At 55.6% G+C, this 18,758-nt stretch carries 18 protein-coding genes; 6 read left to right on the forward strand and 12 right to left on the reverse strand.

The window, feature by feature from the left end:
• Positions 1-9 precede the first annotated feature (9 nt).
• The 7 genes from AC3WLP_RS20145 to AC3WLP_RS20175 form a co-directional block, all read right to left on the reverse strand.
• Positions 10-1,320: a DUF4055 domain-containing protein gene (locus tag AC3WLP_RS20145; protein WP_256596072.1), complete on the reverse strand. Its 1,311-nt coding sequence runs from the start codon at positions 1,318-1,320 to the stop codon at positions 10-12.
• Positions 1,321-1,389: 69 nt separating this feature from the next.
• Positions 1,390-2,916, reverse strand: coding sequence for a terminase large subunit domain-containing protein (locus AC3WLP_RS20150; protein ID WP_088513665.1), 1,527 nt, complete (start codon positions 2,914-2,916; stop codon positions 1,390-1,392).
• A gap of 37 nt (positions 2,917-2,953) precedes the next feature.
• The gene (locus AC3WLP_RS20155) at positions 2,954-3,523 is read right to left on the reverse strand and encodes a hypothetical protein (protein WP_256596071.1); all 570 of its coding nucleotides are present in this window, start codon (positions 3,521-3,523) and stop codon (positions 2,954-2,956) included.
• Positions 3,523-4,032, reverse strand: a complete 510-nt coding sequence (locus AC3WLP_RS20160; RefSeq protein ID WP_088513664.1) for a hypothetical protein — start codon at positions 4,030-4,032, stop codon at positions 3,523-3,525. Before AC3WLP_RS20160 ends, AC3WLP_RS20155 begins: the two co-directional genes overlap by 1 nt.
• A 3-nt stretch (positions 4,033-4,035) precedes the next feature.
• Positions 4,036-4,521 carry a RuvC family protein gene (locus AC3WLP_RS20165; protein WP_088513663.1) on the reverse strand — a complete coding sequence of 162 codons (486 nt, stop codon included), beginning with the start codon at positions 4,519-4,521 and terminating at the stop codon, positions 4,036-4,038.
• Positions 4,522-4,638: 117 nt separating this feature from the next.
• Positions 4,639-5,331 (reverse strand): PDDEXK family nuclease, encoded by a 693-nt coding sequence (locus AC3WLP_RS20170; RefSeq protein ID WP_088513662.1) that lies wholly within the window; start codon positions 5,329-5,331, stop codon positions 4,639-4,641.
• A 132-nt stretch (positions 5,332-5,463) separates the two neighbouring features.
• The gene (locus tag AC3WLP_RS20175; protein ID WP_178085911.1) at positions 5,464-7,713 is read right to left on the reverse strand and encodes a DEAD/DEAH box helicase; all 2,250 of its coding nucleotides are present in this window, start codon (positions 7,711-7,713) and stop codon (positions 5,464-5,466) included.
• Between the two features lie 430 nt (positions 7,714-8,143).
• Between AC3WLP_RS20175 and AC3WLP_RS20180 the strand changes: the two genes are divergently transcribed.
• The gene (locus AC3WLP_RS20180) at positions 8,144-9,463 is read left to right on the forward strand and encodes a hypothetical protein (RefSeq protein WP_088513661.1); all 1,320 of its coding nucleotides are present in this window, start codon (positions 8,144-8,146) and stop codon (positions 9,461-9,463) included.
• 111 nt (positions 9,464-9,574) lie between these two features.
• On the opposite strand, the gene AC3WLP_RS20185 is transcribed toward AC3WLP_RS20180, so the two are convergent.
• Positions 9,575-9,964 (reverse strand): hypothetical protein, encoded by a 390-nt coding sequence (locus AC3WLP_RS20185; RefSeq protein ID WP_143516737.1) that lies wholly within the window; start codon positions 9,962-9,964, stop codon positions 9,575-9,577.
• Positions 9,965-9,980: 16 nt separating this feature from the next.
• On the opposite strand from AC3WLP_RS20185, the gene AC3WLP_RS20190 reads away from it, so the two are divergent.
• On the forward strand, positions 9,981-10,217 hold the full coding sequence (locus AC3WLP_RS20190; protein ID WP_088513659.1) for a helix-turn-helix transcriptional regulator: 237 nt from the start codon (positions 9,981-9,983) through the stop codon (positions 10,215-10,217).
• A gap of 25 nt (positions 10,218-10,242) precedes the next feature.
• Here AC3WLP_RS20190 and AC3WLP_RS20195 read toward each other — a convergent pair whose 3' ends face one another.
• Positions 10,243-11,379, reverse strand: coding sequence for a tyrosine-type recombinase/integrase (locus AC3WLP_RS20195; RefSeq protein WP_088513658.1), 1,137 nt, complete (start codon positions 11,377-11,379; stop codon positions 10,243-10,245).
• A gap of 155 nt (positions 11,380-11,534) precedes the next feature.
• Here AC3WLP_RS20195 and dusA point away from each other — a divergent pair, with 155 nt between their 5' ends.
• From dusA to AC3WLP_RS20210, 3 genes are all read left to right on the forward strand, one after another.
• A complete protein-coding gene (dusA, locus tag AC3WLP_RS20200) occupies positions 11,535-12,500 on the forward strand; it encodes a tRNA dihydrouridine(20/20a) synthase DusA (protein ID WP_088513657.1) in 966 nt (321 codons plus the stop codon).
• A gap of 156 nt (positions 12,501-12,656) precedes the next feature.
• The gene (gene tal, locus AC3WLP_RS20205) at positions 12,657-13,583 is read left to right on the forward strand and encodes a transaldolase (protein ID WP_088513656.1); all 927 of its coding nucleotides are present in this window, start codon (positions 12,657-12,659) and stop codon (positions 13,581-13,583) included.
• Between the two features lie 178 nt (positions 13,584-13,761).
• Complete coding sequence (locus AC3WLP_RS20210) at positions 13,762-15,615, forward strand: alkaline phosphatase D family protein (RefSeq protein ID WP_088513655.1); 1,854 nt, start codon at positions 13,762-13,764, stop codon at positions 15,613-15,615.
• Between the two features lie 145 nt (positions 15,616-15,760).
• Here AC3WLP_RS20210 and rssC read toward each other — a convergent pair whose 3' ends face one another.
• On the reverse strand, positions 15,761-16,243 hold the full coding sequence (rssC, locus tag AC3WLP_RS20215) for an anti-sigma factor antagonist RssC (RefSeq protein ID WP_003248823.1): 483 nt from the start codon (positions 16,241-16,243) through the stop codon (positions 15,761-15,763).
• Complete coding sequence (rssB, locus tag AC3WLP_RS20220) at positions 16,240-17,421, reverse strand: two-component system response regulator RssB (protein ID WP_003248822.1); 1,182 nt, start codon at positions 17,419-17,421, stop codon at positions 16,240-16,242. Before rssB ends, rssC begins: the two co-directional genes overlap by 4 nt.
• Before the next feature lie 270 nt (positions 17,422-17,691).
• Between rssB and AC3WLP_RS20225 the strand changes: the two genes are divergently transcribed.
• The gene (locus tag AC3WLP_RS20225) at positions 17,692-17,991 is read left to right on the forward strand and encodes a PilZ domain-containing protein (RefSeq protein ID WP_012053147.1); all 300 of its coding nucleotides are present in this window, start codon (positions 17,692-17,694) and stop codon (positions 17,989-17,991) included.
• 34 nt (positions 17,992-18,025) lie between these two features.
• Here the strand turns inward: AC3WLP_RS20225 and AC3WLP_RS20230 are convergent, their stop codons facing one another.
• Positions 18,026-18,733 carry an MlaA family lipoprotein gene (locus tag AC3WLP_RS20230; RefSeq protein ID WP_012053148.1) on the reverse strand — a complete coding sequence of 236 codons (708 nt, stop codon included), beginning with the start codon at positions 18,731-18,733 and terminating at the stop codon, positions 18,026-18,028.
• Between the last annotated feature and the right edge of the window lie 25 nt (positions 18,734-18,758).

Below are 18,758 nucleotides of genomic sequence, written 5' to 3' on the forward strand. Positions count from 1 at the left end.
ATCTCCTGGCTATGCAAGCTCTGTGGAGAGCCTATCAGCATTGTCAGAAAGGTTGAACTCGTTGCCCAGAACACTCCTGCGCTTCATTTCCTGCAGGTAATCTTCCCTAGAGATGTCACCCATCGTCCGCATCGTGTTTAGGGTCGATAGCTCTTGAGCATCGCTTGTGACGCCATAGTCTGTATTGATATCGACATGAAAGTCAGCGTCGGGTATCCGGTTGAAGTATGCGAGCCATCCAAACCCCTGGGAGAGAGCGCTACTGAGGTTCAGGGTTGTCATCGCGACTCTGTTGTTCGTCTCACCAGCTCTGAGCGTTCGCCCTTGGGCCGTCTCAGCAACGCCCGTATTTTCTAGCATGTCCAGGCCGTAGGATTGCATCTGCATCTCTAGGTCACGAATCGAATCACGACCTGCATCAATCGCTGCTCCTGAGTGCTCCACATACTTGAGGTCGGCACCAATGTCGCCTTTGATGGCGTACTCCGCTCCGATGGAAATGGCGGCGTCTTCAGCAACGCCCGAGGCGAAAAGCACAGGAATCCTGGCAATTCGGAGGATATTCAACTGATCTGATCTCTCTTGCCAGTGCTGTACGTTTCCATAAGCAAGGTCGATCAGCGGCGGCGCAGCCATGAGCTCTCCACTCGCGACGACAGGTGAAGAATGCACCGCGACCACAGGAATTTCTTTGAGAGCAAATGGCTGCTCAAGCAGGATCGGCGACCCGTCGTCTCCATCGTATAAAGACCAAGTCACCACCTCCCCGAGACGCTTGAACACGCGAACTCGCGTCACTTCTTTCTCGCCCCATTCACCATCGGCAACCACCGCTGCTTCTTTGATTCGGATCTCGGTGAGCTTGTCGTCCTCATCCATTCGATACCCGAGTACACGCTCCCCGGAAAGGTGGTAGAGGTAAGGCCTACCTCCGTTCACTGCCTTGTCCCCGCACAGGAAGCTTGTGCCCATCCGGATTGCATCTTCTAGAATTGCCGAGGCCAGGCCGCTGACGCTCGTACCTTTGCCATCGACGTCAACGGCATACTCGTCAGCGAATTCTTGATGGGAGTCGCTCTTCACACCAACTGGTCGGGTAAACGGCTTGGCCGCTAAGTTCTTGACAATACGGTCGAAGAAATTGACTAGGAACGACCTATCAATCCGTCTTTTATAAGACTCAGGAGACTCTCCGGGTTCTTTGGGAAGATATTTAGTCCTTGCGGCCCGCATGGCTTTGGTGCCACCAAGCAAGTCTCGAATAATCTCTCTATCATCGTAATATTTTTGGCAGCGCAAAGTGCGTTGACTTACTGACATGGTTAGCGCCTATTCTTATTATTATTTGGCTACAACAATTGTACTTTGTTTGACGGCAAACTTGTGGCGTTACCGAATACCTTGTTGAATTGAAGTTACTGGTCGCTTCCAGGTAAGCCTATAGGCCAAGGCATCCCAGGCATGGTCATCACCAGCTTTCGCAACACTATCCAGTTGATCTTCGTCTCGCTGCAGCTCAGGAATCGATGAGTTCAAGAACTTGCAGTTAGTGAAGAAGTAGATATGTGGCTTACCGGGGTCTTGGTCGACTGTTGCTTGCAAACGGCTGAACATCAGCTGCGCACTCGTCACACGTGAGCCAGGCGACTTATCTGAAGTGACAAAGGTCATGCCTTCAGCAGCCAGGTCTTTTGCAACGGTAGGTGCATTGCCTTGGTCAACCTTGGAGCCGTTGTAAATTTGATTGTCCGCAGGGCCTGGAGTGACTTTGGCGTGGTTTCTCAGGATGCTTTCCTGAAGCTTGAGCTCGCGCTGCTTGAGTCGCTTTCCGATGTTGCCGGCACTAAGGAAAAGGCCCAGGTCGCGCTTCTGCTGTGTGCCATCAGGGTTGAGCGGTGTGCCGTAATCCTCTCCGACAACAATGATCGATCCCTTTGGTGGGCAGAACGGTTTGCCGTTGACTAAGACTGACTCGCCGTTGGCCTCTGCAGTCCAGATGCAACAGAAGGGAGTCGACTGGCCGTAGTCGAAGGATCGCTCGACTTTCCAGTGCGCCGGGATCGTGAACGGCTGCATGAGCAACACATCCTTTTTCCATAGCGCAGCGAACATCGCACTGTCATCGACTGCCTCCCAATCTCCAAGCAACCAGCTTGCCCGTTTCGCTGGGTCGCTGATCGTGCTCAGCCAGGCTTTGTACTCGTCGTTCAGGTGTGGGTTTTCGAAGACCGTACCGAAGATTGCACACTTGTCGCGCTGGCCGTTTTTGTACTCAATCTGACCACTGATTTTGCCGTCAATGAACCTGGCCTTAACCCAGCGCTTGCCGACGCCCCACGGGTTCGTGGTCGACCTGACCTGCAGGGGTGGCATCAGCGGTTGGGCCTTTGTTGGCTGGTACGACGTCCGGAGTGTCGACATCATCGACTCATAGATTTCGTCAGTCGCCCAAGTCGTGAGCTCGTCCCATCCGATGAAGCTATACTCCTGGCCATGAAACTTCGCTTCGTACTGCTCTTTCTTCTCGATGTAATCGAAGATCAGGACTTCACCAGTCGGGAAAGTCCACTCGCGCATCGACTTGTTGTACGTCGCACCAGGGAAGAGCTTCGGGAAGAGCCTGTGACTCTTGACGATCAGGTCTTTCAGCGATGAGAACTGACGACGCAAGATCACCCCGCGCCAGTAGCTGCCCCATCCTTGGCCAACGTGTTGCCCGAATGCCATAAGCAGGCACTCAGACTTCCCATTACCCCTGGAGCCGTGGAACAGAACCTCCTTGACCAGATTTCGAGGCTGGCCAGTGATGAGCAGCATGCCCTGCGAGCTGAGCCCACCACCTGCGCCGGGGATCGGTTCCCACAGGACATTCCGGACAGCTTTGGCGATCTGCCTAATGTTCCCAGCAGAGCTCATAAAGCCACCTCGCCGGGGTTAATATCCCGTATACGGATCACAACGCACCTCCCTGTACCGCATGCAGTACAGAGAGGCTCTGTTTGCGCACAAGCGCCTGGCCTTGTTTGATCACAAACCGTTTACGCGGCTCTGGATAGTCAGTGCTGATGATCTGGGGAATGGCATCTCCTGGCTTGCTGGAGATCACACCGCCCGCGTGGAAGCGCTTGTAGAGGATCACCGCATCGACACACTCGTACTCGCTGACGCTTTGGGGGCCGGTGACTGAGGGGCTGGGATCGTGGATTTGTTTGCCGTCAAAAAAGACCTGGTGGAGCACTCCAGAGGCGGTCAGGATTTGCAGGATTGCGGGGTGGCCGAGGGTTTCAAGGACGTCCGGGCTGGCTGTCGACATGGCGATGCCGCTGGCTTTGACGAAGCCGGGGAAAGCGGTATACACAGGTGCGTAGCCCAGGCTGAATAGGATCGATGCGGTGTGCTGGATCGTTACGCCATCGCGTTGTTTGTTGTGGCCGTACAATTCCAGGGCACGCTCGTAAGTGACCGACAAGGCATTGGCCAGGGTTGCGATGCCGCAGTCGAATGGGGTGCGTTGTTTGATCATCAGCTGAGCTCGCTTGTTTTTGTCTTTGCGAGCAACAGAGCGTCGGATTGCTGCTGCTGGAGGAGCTGATCTAGGTCGTTGTCGCTGCCCATGGATGGAATCAGGGCGATACCAATGCCGTCATCAGCGTTGGAATCACTTTTGATGGTGACTTCTTTGCGCTCGTAGTCACCGAACTGACCAGGCATGCGACGGGATAGGAATTTTTCCGCAGCCTTGACGTCGCCCATCTTGATGGCTTTCTGGATGGTGTCCACGGCAGGCAGACAGGAGATGTACCGAGCACGCTCAACCGACTCCACAAACTCGACGTAGATCTCGTCCGCCTGTTCTACGGTCTCCTCGTTTTCAATCGCCTCGATGAGCTCACGGCCACGCGCTTGCCACTTGTAAAAGGCCGCTTCGGAAATGTTTGCGATAGCGCAGGCGAGCTCGACCGTTGACGTCCTTTCGACGCCCTTTACGATCTCTTTCAGGAGCTTTTTATCGAGCATGCGTGTCCGGCTCATCCGTCACTCCAGGAATCGCACGCCGTATTTGGCGATCATTAAGGAGTCGGATATACCGTCGCGCACAGCACGCTTGCCGCCACGGGGCTTGCCATAGATCTGCTCAGCTTGGAAAACCTCGAAAGCCACTTCAGCTATCTGTTCCTTCGAGAGGCCTGAGAGGCTCTGGTAGCCACGCCACTCCTGGGGCCTGGAGTACCTAACAGTCGGGCACAGACACTCCGCGACAGCCCTGACAGCACCGAAGGCATCACCGAAGCTGAACATCGAAGTAACACCCTGGCCAGGCCTTGCCCCCACTAGCTCTACAACAGCCAGCTCTGGTTTGTGCAGTTCAATGAAGTCAAAAACCGGACGCGGGTCTACCCGACGCTTTTTGCCGTCAACAAAGCAGGTTGGCATTTGAATGCAAGCAATTAAGTTAAATTGCTCGTCAATGATAGATAGACCGCCAGAGAGTCCAGGATCAATCCCCAGGATTTTTCGCATGTCGCACTCGTTCTTATTATTCTTATGCAGACATTGTAACACTATTAACAGCTTTGTTTGTGCGCAAAAAAAGAGCCGTCGTGGCCCTTTGTGTTCTTTGCATCTTGCTGATGATCGTTACTTCTTATTCAGCTGCTCCAGCAGACTGCTCTGTGACTTGCCAAAATTCTTGACCAGATCAAGGTAGCGCTTGGACTTTCGGAACTCTTCTTCTTCGCCTTCGTAGGTGTAGTCGAAGCCAGCCTTCTTACACCATTCTTCCAATGTCATCTTCGTGCCGTCTTGGCGAGGACGCACCCAGGGGCAATGGATGTTTTTACACTGGAAAATAAAGATGAAATGAACATTATTTTGCTTTGCTACGCACTTATATTTTCTCGCATCGACCAGATCAGGGATGACACCTTTGCCTTCCCATATAATCCTATCGTTGAGCGAATCGATCCAGTCTGGCTGATAAGTGTGCTGAGTGACATAGCTCAGCTTGTAATGCTCTGGTTCGTAGTCGCAGTCCCTCAGGCCGCCAAACAGCGTCACCATTACTTCTAACCAGCTCCTGAAGGGCTTCGGCACTGGTGGTAGTTCAGGGGGAAATAATACGTCTTCTAGAGCTACAGGCTTTCTCCCGAACACTTGTTCGTTGCGCTCGTTCCAGTTGAATTTCTGTCCAGCGTACCTGCAAGCCAGGCCGGTCTTGTAAACGAGTTCCAGATCAGCCTGCCTGTATCCATTCATTTTCATAAACAGATTTCTGATCTCCATCACTTCGCCCATGTTTATGAGCTCGGGAATATTTAATGCTGCGGTCATAGCTTTTTCCTTTTTCTTATTGCTATACCTTCCATAGTAAATATGAGCTTTTGGCCGTTCAATAGCGCAGAGCAAGTTTGTCAAAATATTTATATTGGGTATATTGCAGCGCCTTCCCTGGCGCTTAGGGTGTCAGATGTAGCGAGTCATTTGAATAAGTGACTTTGCAGTAACCGTGTAGAAGAACTGTTTTTTTGCCCTCTCATGCCTCTTGACCACAAGACCAAACTGACTGAAGATTTTTGCGATATCAGCCTTCTTGGCCTGATCACTTTTTGCTGAGCTGATTTTTATGCCCATTGCCAGGACATCCGCGCGCATCGAATTGAGCTTATCAAACAGCGCGACACTTTCAGATCCCGTCCAGGCACTGCTATAAGTCATAACAATCAGAGCTGGTTTCAAGAGAGCCATCACTTTTTTTGTATTACGATCATCCATGGGATTGAGCTCATCTGTAGCGTTAAACAGATCGCGAAACTTGATGATTTTAGACTCACCCTCTCCACGGCCCCATACCATGGCGTCGTCCAAGTTAAAGTCCGACACCTGCATAACCTCGATTGCACGGGCGCGGATTGCCTCCAGTAGCTCCTGCTCATTGGTATAGCCGTACTCATTAACGCGCTGTGTCGTCGCTGAGTCAGCCTTGGAGGCGTGATTGAGACCATTAGCAAGCTGACGCTTCACCGCTTTTTTTGCCTGGCTGTCGGCCCTAGAGCCGCTACGCGAGAGTTCGTCGTCGTGCTTCAGAACTTCGACTGTGAATCCACGCGCAAGGAGGCTTGCAGGCAGGGTGTTTTGAATGTTGTCGCGCAACCAGGCTTCGTTTCTGCGGTGCGTATACTCAAGAAAATTGAACTGTAGAGCGCCCAGCTCCAGCTTAAGTTGTGCTTCAGCCTTAGCTCTGTCGACACCCTTGAAGCACTCACTGGCCAGGAGATCTTCGAGGCACACCGGCTTGATTTTGTAAGCGACCTCGACGGCCTCAGATTTGCTGTACTGTGGCTGCTTGATACCCACCGTGAAGGTGTCTGCGGTGCGGTCGCGGCGCAACATCTGTATCGCATCGCTCGGCACCACCTGGCCCTGGAAAATCCCGTAATGGTTTTTGAAGTGCTCGGAGGTGATTGATAGAGCTGACGTGATGACTGGGCTGTAAATCACGACCCGATGAGACGAGGCATTCGGGTTAGCGATAAAAGCAGCTTGCTCCTGCCACTGAGCGTTATCAGCTGTAATCACCAATGCTTCTGGCCCGCCCTGCTTTGCGATAGCCTTGGCCAACGCATGCGCTTCTTTGACCGCATCACAAGCGATCAGCGTGGTCACTTTGCAAGCCGAAGCAATGGCAAGTGCGCGCACGTGATTGATCTCACCAACCTGCACGCTGATTTTGCTGTGAGATGCAGGCCTTCTGAACAGCCTGTGCCCGGCGCCAACCATCTCGGCACAGCGTGCGTCGATGTCAGCGTCAGACATGATGACGTTTGTAGTGTTTTTGACGACAAGGTTTAGCGCTTCCCAAACGGATTGCCGGTTTTTGACTTCGCCGCCGAGAACGTGCGAGAGCACCTGAGATGCCTCGTCAATGACAACCAGGTCGACTGACTGGATGAAGCGCTTGAACTTCAAGGCGTTGAGTGAGTTGACGACGATCTTTAGCCCCTTAGCGTTGAGCAAAACGTCGGGATGATCGCATTCGTCGTAGCTCACTATGCCGGGCAGGTTTGCAAGGGTCTTGTTGATCGAGCGGCGGTGAGAGATCACCAAGACTTTTTTGCCTGCATCAAGATAGTGCTGGATAACAGGCTCGTTGATGAGCGTCGACTTGCCCTCGCCAGTGGGCAGGCTAACCAGGTATTTGCCACCTTCTGACAGGATGATGTCGCGGATTTCCTCCGGGCTTTCTGTTGAGGTGCGAGTGTCGGCCAGGGTGTTCGTTTTGGAGTTCATCCGGGCAGTCAGGAATTCGAGCTTGCCGTTGATAGCTGAAAAGCAGGATTCTTGAGTGCGTCCAGTTGCTTCAGCGAGTGCCCTAGCTTTCTCTTCGGTCTTTCCAGAGACGAAAACGTCACGAGCGATTTCGGATGCTGCCGCGTCGAAAGCTTTGTCACTGCTGTCAGCTTTCACGATCATCAGAGCAATAGCCATTTTCGACATGTTGTAGATCGACTTTGTGATCTGCCCTTCGCTAGAGCTGTGCAACCCCGAAGCAGTCTTGTACGCCACGGATACAGCTTTCAGTACATCGCCCTCAATTGAGATCAGTCGGCTCTGCTTACCGTACTCTTTAATCTCTCTGGCAACTTCAAGAGCGTCCTCGTTATTCTCGATGACAATTGGATTAGAATCAGTAGCCACCTTTGATGCGTTACTCATACTACATTTCCTTTTATGCGAGGCTCTCTCCTGCCTCTGTATCCACAGTATTAAAAATGAGCAAAAGGCGTTGCAATACCCCTTTGTGAAATTAGCCAAAATAAATTAACCAGATATACCGAAATTCAAAGAAAAAGTTTTTCTGAACCAAATGGCCTAAGCACCCTCACTACCACCTCTCTATTTAAGAAATAAGAAGAGTTGAGCATGGGTAGTAGGGGTATCCCGGCTGGCAACATGATTGATTCAGAGAAACTTCTCAGTCAACACCATTTCAAAAATAAACACTCATAGCCCATCAACGACCTCATAAAGACACGCCCAAAACCCAGTCAAAATTATTATTTCACGAACAGTATTGCGCCACCCTTTGCTCCATTTGTTTAATAGGGGCAGATGAGCGAGAGACTCGAAAAAAAGGAGTGTCATCATGATCAACTATTCAACACAATCCTGGGCATCAACGAACAGCCTGACAGCCGCTAACGCCAGCAACTTATTCTCTTTCTACGAAAAGCATTTCGCAGAACCACTTGTTCTTGAAGATAAAGAAAGAGCATCTACTTTCGTTCCAGCTCTATTCCGCATTCCAACCCGTCACGCAGACAACGTCGTCTCTTCGACGCTGGTCGTATTCGATGTTGACCAGAAGCTGGGCGAAGGCTACGACGACGACATGATCCAGCTCGAAGAAATTGAGGATGCCCTGATCGACTTGTGTCTTGAGCACATTGTCTACACCAGCCATTCGCACACCCAGGCAGCTCCACGCTTCCGGATCATCCTCACGCCATCACGCCCGGTGCTCCCAGAAGAGCATGATCAGTTCTACGCCGCCATCCTCGAACAGATCGATGACTTCCTAGGCGGAAGAATGCTGCGAGCTCTAGACCCATGCTGGAAGAGCCTTTCGCACTGCTTCTACGTGTACACCGCACACCCTGACCGCAGGCAATACGCAATCAGCTTCTACAATCCTGGCAGGCCAGCAGACGTACTTGAGTACCTGCTACACAACTCCACCTACGGCCTGGATGTCGAATACAAGCCGGGTGCCGCTCGAAAAGCCACAGGTGGTACAGGCGCACGCGGACGTTCATACCAGCTGAACCGCATCGTCGGCGGCATGATCACGTCATCAACAGAAGAAGAGATTGCACAGCGGTTGTTTGAGTACGACAACGCTGAACATGCCGGCAATGAATACTTCCGCGACCGGCAGTACAGCCGAAACCGCCCGCGCCTAGGTGAGTCACAAGAGGCTGCTGCATGGCGGTCATGCAAGATCTTCACGAAGTCTCACATCAACTCTCTAAAGCGCAAATTCCGCAAGCAAGACATGCAGATCGTCAACGCGAAGGCGCAGTCCCGAGAGCCGATGCCGACTCACGATGCGATGATCAAAGTTAGGTCTGTCAAAAGCCAACTCACAAGAAAAGGTGGCCAGTCAGCCCTTGTCGAGCTGCAGGTGATGTCAGGAGAGCACGCAGGCCGGCATTTCTGGCACCGCTTCTACGGAGAAGGCAGTCATCCCACGGCCATCAAGATCAGTAAATCGATTCAATACAAAATCGCCAAAGCTACAAAAACCGACATGCAGCAACTGAAGGACTTAATCAAAGCCGAAGGGCATATAGTTCTGGCCAGAATTAAACAAAACCCAGGAACTAACGGCTTCCCACCTCAAAATGAAATTGGCGATTTGCATTTGACAACAAACCACACACAACATAAGAATGTGGTATTATAAGTAATGCTTTGAAGTTTCCTTCCTTTTCTTCCTAGCATGACCCCCTAGCCCCTCACTGGCCTCTCTCCCAGCGGGGCTTTTTTTCGTCCCGAGATCCGATCAGAGTCTCTTCTAAGCATACTCATAGTTAAGGGTATGCTGTCCGCATACTTTGAAATAAATGGGCTTTGCGCCTTGACGGCTGTCCGGAAAATAATTTCTCATGTATTGACAAGCCGCAGGTACGACGCCGGGCTCAGAGAGAAAGCAGGAAGCGCTGACGGTCATGACGGCGGGCACTTCTGAGATAGTGATATGCAAAAAGGAATCGCACAGGCCATGGGCTTTTTGACTGAAGACGACGTGGCTCAGTTGTTCAGCGTTACTCGGCCCACGCTGGAGAACTGGCGCAGGCATGGCACCGGCCCGGCCTACGCTTACGCCGGCAATTGCTTTTTTTACCCTGTGCAGGGAATCAGCACGTTTCTGATGGCTAGGGTAAAAGGGTTTGGGTTCACTCAAGGTGGAGCTGCCTGACATGAGTGACCTGCGACGAAAGATTGCTGACGAAGTGAACTGCTACACCGCAGAGGATCTCAGCGAGTTAGCTAAGGTAAAGATTGAGACCTTGGAATACTGGAGGAAGAAGGGAAAAGGCCCAAAGGCCATTCACTTTGGCAACGCTTACCTCTATCCGAAGAGTGCTGTCATCGAGTTCATATCTGGCTTAATCGACAGCGTCAACGATGATTTCATCATGAGATGCATCAAATAAAATAAGGGGGCCACGGCCCCCTTTTTTATTTCGCCTCCGTCAAAGCCTTGAGCTCAGAAATTTGCTCAGCGAGGAAGGCCATATTTTGGGAAAGCGTTTTGGCATCTTGGTTCTTCGCGCTAAGATCTTCATAGGCGGAATGAACATGGACAGCCTTGACGTGTGTGTAACGCTTCAACGTCTGCCAGTCTTTATGCCCGCTCATTAACGCTACCTGTGGTACGTTGAGGCCAAGTGCAAAGAAATCAGTGATCGCCTTATGCCGGATATCGTGGAACCTGGTTGGCCTCTTGATTCCAGCACTTTTACGAACACGGGTATAGGAAACACCTACTGACTTTGACTTGTAGGGGAATATTTGTCCGGTTGTGCGAGTCCCTACAGCAGCCAGGACGATCTCCCACGCTTTGGGAAGAAGAGGCACAGTCTGGTCGTTGTACTCTTTTTCCGTCGGATGCTTACGATCCCGAATAATCACGGTCTTGTTTTCAAAGTCCAGATCTTCGATTTTCAAGCCACAAATTTCAGCCTGTCTCATTGACGTGGCCAGCGCGAAATTAATGACTGCCGGCATATCAATCTGCTGCCGCTTCATTTTTTCGTACTGTCGAAGAATCGCATCCATCTCAGCCTGGGTTGGAATGCATTCAGTTTCACGGCTCTTAATGCGAAGCTTGTGATCTGTCTTAATCGACTTCCGTGCGTTGTCCGCCATCTCGCCGTCGATATTCAGTTTCCTAGTCTCCGAGCAGTGCCTCAGCACGCTCGATAGCATCGAAAGGTCGCCGGCGATGGTTTGTCCCTGAACACCTGCTTTCTTCCTCTCTTCAATGAAGGCGTCCAGGTGGCTGCGTGACAGCTTCTCGATTCCGATCTTGCCGAACCTTTTCTTCAATGCCTTGAGGATGAACAAGGCACTCCGCTGGAGCGTTCGTCCGGGCTGTATGTGCTCCAGGTAATCGTCGATATAATGCGCAACAGTGGAGTCCTTGGGCGCAGAGATCTTGCCAGTGGCTTTGATCTCCTCCAGCTGCTTAGCCTTTTCCTTAGCGAATTTTCGAGCCAGCTTCACATCAGCAAAGGTCTCGCTGATGGTCTTGTGACCCTTTTTGCGAATGAGCACGCGCCAGTTGCCACTCGGGAGCTGTTGAATCGAGGCCATGCGTGTTCACTCCGTGTTCATTTTTCAGTACCCAAAGCATACCTTTTTGGTACTCGGCGTGTACACCAGGTGTACCCATACAGCGAATTTTCACCATTTTTTGAACACGAAAACCAATCCGGTTTCGCCTTCAAACCCTTATAAATCAAGGACTTATGAACAGAAGATTTTCAGTAGCACCGATGATGGACTGGACCGACAGGCACTGCCGGTTCTTCCTGCGCCTGCTCTCCCGGCAAACCCTGCTCTACACCGAAATGGTCACCACCGGTGCCCTGCTGCACAACGACGCTCACCGTTTCCTGCGCCACGATGCTTCTGAGCACCCGTTGGCCCTGCAACTGGGCGGCAGTGTGCCGGCCGACCTGGCCGCGTGTGCGCGCCTGGCTGAAGAAACGGGCTACGATGAGGTCAACCTCAACGTTGGCTGCCCGAGCGACCGGGTGCAGAACAACATGATCGGCGCGTGCCTGATGGCTCACCCGGCGCTGGTGGCCGACTGCGTGAAGGCCATGCGTGATGCCGTATCGACGCCTGTCACGGTGAAGCACCGCATTGGTATCAACGGCCGTGACAGCTACGCCGAACTGAGCGACTTCGTCGGCCAGGTGCGTGAGGCCGGCTGCCGGAGTTTTACCGTGCATGCACGCATCGCGATTCTGGAAGGGCTGTCGCCGAAAGAGAACCGCGAGATCCCGCCGCTGCGCTATGACATCGCAGCGCAGTTGAAGAGGGACTTCCCGGACCTGGAGATCGTGCTCAACGGCGGGATCAAGACCCTGGACGAATGCCAGGCACACCTTGAAACCTTCGATGGCGTGATGCTGGGGCGCGAGGCGTATCACAACCCTTATCTGCTGGCCGAGGTGGACCAGCAACTGTTTGGCAGCGATGCGCCGGTGGTCAGCCGTAGCGAGGCATTGGCGCAACTGCGGCCTTACATCGTGGCGCATATGGAAAGTGGCGGTGCGATGCACCACGTTACCCGGCATATTCTGGGGCTGGCCCAAGGATTCAAAGGGGCGCGGCGCTTCCGCCAGTTGCTGTCGGCAGACATTCACAAGGCGGCTGAACCCTTGGCGGTGTTTGACCAGGCCGTGGAGTTGTTGCAGGGGCGGTGACCTCAGAGGGAGGGAACCTCGGGCTTGCTTGCGACTCGAATCTTCACCTTTCGTACAGCCCGGTGCGGGCCAGCCGGTCCGCAGGGTTTCGGCGGCCCTTGAGCGGCTGTCGGGGCTCGGGTAATGTCGAGTAAATGCACAGGACAGAGCACGCCCATGACCTCCAAGCTGGAACAACTCAAGCAGTTCACCACCGTGGTCGCCGACACCGGGGACCTGGACGCCATCACCCGCCTGAAGCCGGTCGATGCCACCACCAACCCGTCGCTGCTGCTCAAGGCTGCTGCCATCCCGGGCTACGCCGACCTGCTTAAGCAGGTGAAGGCCGACGCCATGGGTAATGTCGACCTGGCCTGCGACAAGTTTGCGGTGGCGGTAGGCTCAGGCATTCTCAAGGTCATCCCGGGGCGTATCTCCACCGAGGTGGATGCTCGCCTGTCGTTCGATGAGCCAGCCCTGCTGAACAAGGCTCGTCAGCTGATCGCCCTGTACGAGGCGGCCGGAGTGGCAAAAGAGCGTGTGCTGATCAAGCTGGCCTCCACCTGGGAAGGCATTCGCGCCGCCGAAAAGCTGGAGAAGGAAGGCATTCAGACCAACCTGACCCTGCTGTTCTCCTTCGCCCAGGCCCAGGCTTGCGCCGATGCCGGGGTGTTTTTGATTTCGCCGTTCGTGGGCCGTATCTACGACTGGTACAAGAAGAGCACCGGCCAGGAATACGTGGGCGCCGAGGACCCAGGCGTGCAGTCGGTCACGCGCATCTACAACTACTACAAGGCCAATGGTTACAACACTGTGGTCATGGGCGCCAGCTTCCGCAATATCGGCCAGATCGAACAACTGGCCGGCTGTGACCGCCTCACCATCAGCCCCGAGCTGCTGCAGCAGCTGAGTGATGACCAGGGTGAATTGCCGCAGGTGCTGAAACCGGGCAACGCCGGTGAAGCCAAGCAGCACCTGAACGAAAGCCAGTTCCGCTGGGCGATGAACGAAGACGCCATGGGCACCGAGAAACTGGCCGAAGGTATTCGCCAATTTGCGCGGGACCAGGAAAAGCTGGAGAAGTTGATGGCTGAAAAGGCCTGATACAGTTCGGGTTTGCCTGACGGGCGGGAAGTGTTCAGTATTTCCGCCCGTTTTGTTTGCCACGCCTTAGTTGTGTATTGAATTCTCGGACCTGTTCGCGGGCAAGCCCGCTCCTACACCAATCGATGTAAGGGCGGGCTTGCCCGCGAACAGGCCGCCATAGCCACCCGAGCTGTCGATGACCTCCCCTAACCCGTTGCCCCTCGTTCTCGCCGGCCCGGTACTGCGCCGCCTGGAACCCCAGCGTCTGGCCGTCTGGCTGGTCACTACCCAACCGCAGCAGCCCGCGTTCGTCTGCCTGGCAAGCGAGGCCCACGTCGATTGCCAGGTGGTGCCGATTGGCCGGCATGCCTACGTTCACCTGCTGGACATCCAATTCGCCAGCCCCCTGCCCTGCAACCAGCTGCTCGACTATGACCTGCTGATCAATGGCCAGGGTATCGCCGACTGGGCGCCGCACTTGCTCTACCCGGGCGCCCAGCGCCCAAACCTGGTGCTGCGTGAGCGCCTCGAGCAGTTGCTGCACGGCTCCTGCCGCAAGCCGCACCACCCTGCTGCCGACGGCCTGCTGTGCGCCGACCGGCTGCTGCAGGCGTGCAAGAAGCCCGAAGACCGCCCGGCCGTGCTGTTGATGACGGGCGACCAGGTTTACGCCGACGATGTCGCGGGCCCCATGCTGCGCGCCATCCATAGCCTGATCTCGCGCCTGGGCTTGTTCGACGAGCAACTGGAGGGTGCGGTGGTAGCCGACAGCCAGGCGCTGTACCAGCACCCGGCCAGCTACTACCACCGCGCCGACCTGCTGCCGGCGCTGGAACGCAACGACACCCTGCGCGAGCGTTTTTTCGGCGGCAAGCGCAAGCCGATCTTCTCGTCCAGCAACGCCGACAACCACCTGGTGACCTTCGCCGAAGTCATGGCCATGTACCTGTTGGTGTGGTCGCCGGTGCCCTGGCAGCTGGTGGACCTGGGCATCCCCAGCGGGCTCAGCGACGAGCATCAAGCCCGATACCGGCAAGAGCTGCCGCTGATCCAGGGGTTTGCCGACAATCTCGGTCAGGTGGCGCGGGTGATGGCTCACCTGCCCTGCCTGATGATCTTCGACGACCACGACATCACCGACGACTGGAACCTCTCGGCGCAGTGGGAGGAAACGGCCTACGGCCACCCATTCTCGCGAAGGATCATTGGCAACGCCTTGCTCGGCTACCTGCTCTGCCAGGCCTGGGGCAACAACCCGGACGATTGCAATCCGCTGATCAAGCAGTGCCAGGTGCTGACCCGCCAGAACCAGGATGAGTTGATAGGCGAGCTGCTGCGCTTCCAGGGTTGGCAGTTCAGCCTGCCTACACAACCACCGCTGCTGGTACTGGATACCCGCACCCGCCGCTGGCGCAGCGAAAGCAACCTGGCCAAGCCGTCCGGCCTGCTGGACTGGGAAGCGCTGAGTGAATTGCAGCAGGCACTGCTCGATCATCCCTCGGCAGTCATCGTGTCGCCTGCGCCGATTTTCGGGGTGAAGCTGATCGAGACGGTGCAGAAGGTGTTCAGCTGGCTGGGCTACCCGCTGCTGGTGGATGCCGAGAACTGGATGGCCCACCGCGGTGCAGCGCAGGTCATCCTCAATATCTTCCGCCACTCGCGCACGCCGGGGCACTACGTGGTGCTGTCGGGGGATGTGCATTACTCGTTCGTGTATGAGGTGCTGATTCGCCACCGCCAGCGCAGCCCGCACTTGTGGCAGGTGACCAGCAGCGGAATCAAGAACGAGTTCCCCCGGCGTTTGCTGGATGTGCTCGACCGGCTCAACCGCTGGTTGTATGCGCCACGCTCGCCGCTCAACTGGTTTACCAAGCGCCGAGAAATGGAGGTGGTGCCGCGTACGCCCAGCCACAGCAAGGCCGGGGAACGGCTGTGGAATGGTGCCGGGCTGGGACAGGTGTTTTTTGATGAACAGGGGCGGCCGGCGCGGGTGTATCAGCTGGATGCGGGCGGGGGTGAGGCTACAGAGTTTAAAAACCGGGAGCAGTGAGATTCAGAATTTTTACAGCCTGTGCCGGCCTCTTCGCGGGTAAACCCGCTCCTACACCTGATTGGGGGTGGATACACATTGGTGTTTGGGCGCAGGCCGTCGTAGGGGCGGGTTTACCCGCGAAGAGGCCGGCACAGGCTATAGATCAGCCCCGCTCCAGCGCATTGACCAGATCATGGAAGGCTTCGCGGTTGGAGTCATTCAGGCCCATGAGGATCTTGTGCGCCTCCAGCACCTTGGAGCGCACCACCTCTTCATTCTGGTCCTGCGACGGCAAGTCGGTCAGGCAATCGGTGCAGGGAATCGGCCGATCGACAATGTTGAACACCTGATCGAAACCCATCGACTGCAATAGCCGTGAAATGTCCGGATTGGTAGTCACCACCGTCGGCAGCAGGCCCACCTTCTGCCGCGACAGGATCGACAGCTTCGCCAGCAGGCCCAGCGTGGTGCTGTCGATACTCTCGGTTTCAGTCAGGTCGATGACAATCGCCGAGAAGTTCAGCGCAGTGAAAATCTTCTCGATCGTCGCATCCAGCGCCGAACACAGGGTCAGGCGCACTTCACCAACGAATTTCAGTACGAAGGTACCGCTCTGCTCGGCGAACTGAATTCTACCGGTACTCATTGAAGGTTCCTGCTCAACACCAATAGGGCGATATCATCCGGCATCTCCCCAAGCGTAGCCAATCCAAATCGTTGACGCAGCCCATCCAGACTGCCACCTGCTGCCTTGACGATCTCCGGCAAGGCGGCTTCTTTATCTTTGAGCGTATCACCCGGCAAAAGGTCCAGAATGCCATCGGACATCAGGCTGAGGCTGAACTGCGGGGGCAGCTCCACCACCAGGTCCTGGTAGGTGGCCTCATCGAACAACCCCACCGGCAGGCCGCGGCCTTCCAGGTAGCGGCAATGCTCGGGGGTGTACAGTACCGGCAACGGCAAATGGCCGCCAACAGCGTAGGTCAGCAGGCCGGACTCTTCGTCGATCACCCCGCCGACCATGGTGACGTGCTTGCCCAGCTTGCTGTTGATCAGGCCGCGGTTGATGTGGCTGAGCACTTCAGACGGCTTGAACTCACGCATCCTGCTGCGCTTGAGCTCGAACATGAGGCGCGTGGTCATGAATTTCAACAGCACGGTGACAAAGGCCGACGACGCCCCATGCCCGGATACATCGGCGAGGTAGAAAGCAATGCGCCGCTCGTCCACGCGGAAATAATCGACAAAATCCCCCGAAAGGTACAACGACGGGATGATCTGGTGCTCGAAGGCGAACTCGCCGGCCACCCAGGGGCTTTCCGGCAACATGTTCATCTGCACCTGGCGACCGGCGGTCTGGTCCTCCTGCAACAGGTGCAGGCTAGCCTCCAGTTCACGGTTGGCGGCTTCGAGCTTGTCGCGGTAGCGCTGGTTTTCCAGCACAAGGCGCGAGCGGTCGAGGGCGCGGCGCACCGAATGCTCGAGTACGGCCAGGTCTTCCAGCGGCTTGATAAGGTAGTCGGCGGCGCCCAGGCGCAACGCTTCCACCGCATCACTCATGACGCCGGCACCGGACACCACGATCACCGGCAACTGCGGCGCACGCTCGCTGACCTGACGGATCAGTTCGAGGCCGCCCATCTGCGGCATGCGCAGATCGCAGATCACGAGGTCGGGCTGGTGTTCTTCGAAGACCTGAAGCCCCTGCTGGCCATTACTGGCCTGGAGGACGCTGAAACCACTGTCTTCAAGGTAGGCGGCGAGGCTGGCACGGACCACGTCGTCGTCATCGATGATCAGCAGCGTTGCACTGGTTTTCTGCATGTGGGCGAACGGCGCCGATTTAGGTTGGTGCAGCGGTGTCGGCAAGGCAGACGGCCAGCTACGGGAATTCTTTATGGTCACACTCTACTTGAGTTGTAGGACAAGAACACCTGCCCGGCAACTGTCAGAGGTACCTTGTAAGGCGCAGACGGTACTCCCATCCGGCAGGGGTTTCAAGCATGCTGGGGTCGACCTCGCCGCTCTTTACAGGGCAAATCACCGGGAGTTATAAGAAAGTCGACCAGCGCAACCCGACGGGAAGGATGCAGCATGCCCCACACGCCCTCCAGCCATAGCGAAAAACGCGACTTCATTCGCATGCGCATCGACACCGAGGTCAGCCTTTTGCACGAAGGCCAGGTGATTGCGGCGGTGTGCCTGGACCTGTCCAGTGGCGGCATGCAGGTGCAGGCGCCGCAGCGCTTTCTGGTGGGTGATCTGATCGAGGTACGGATCGACTCCGACCATCCGGCGCTGAAGGGGCTGCATGCCAGCACCGAAGTGGTATGGATCGCCGACCAGCCGAGTGGGCAGCAGAAGTTCGGGCTGCGGATCCTGGCCATGCATTGATCCTGAGGCCGCTTTGCGGCCCCAGGTTCACAGATCAGAAGTCGTCTTCGACCTCGCCATCCTTCACCTTGAACTCGCGGTTTTGCAGGTAGGCATTACGAATGAAGATGTACTTGTCACCCTGAATCAGCTTTTCGGCCGAGAGCAGGCTGGCGCGGGTGTCGATCAGGTCCAGCGCAAAGATCGAGTTGCGCGTAGGCACGTGGTCGATGTAGCGATAGGGTTTGGTATAGGTGTCCGGGTACTTGGCCACACCGTCACGCACGGTGCTTGGGCCCAGCAGCGGGATGACCACATACGGCCCGCTCGGCACCCCCCAGTAGCCCAGGGTCTGGCCAAAGTCCTCGTCGTTGCGCTGCAGGCCCATCTTGGTACCCACATCGAAGAAGCCACCCAGGCCGAAGGTGGTGTTGACGATCAACCGCGCCGTATCCACGCCCGCCGCATGCGGCTTGAGCTGCAGCACGTCGTTGGCCAGGTTGGTCACGTCCCCCAGGTTGCGAAAGATGTTGTGGATGCCATCTTCGAGGAACTGTGGAGTGACCGCTTGGTAGCCCTTGGCCAATGGTTTGAGGGCATAGGTGTCGAGGGTATCGTTGAAGCGGAAGATCGGGCGGTTGACCGCTTCCCAGGGATCTTCCTCGGTGGCGGCCTGGGTGGCTGCCACGGGCGCCAGCAGCATGCTGGCACAGACACAGGCCTGGGTGACTCGTTCGATCACACTGGCACCGATCCTACGCATAGATGTTTCTCCATCGAATTTCTCG

The sequence above is a fragment of the Pseudomonas sp. FW305-E2 genome (assembly GCF_058782925.1).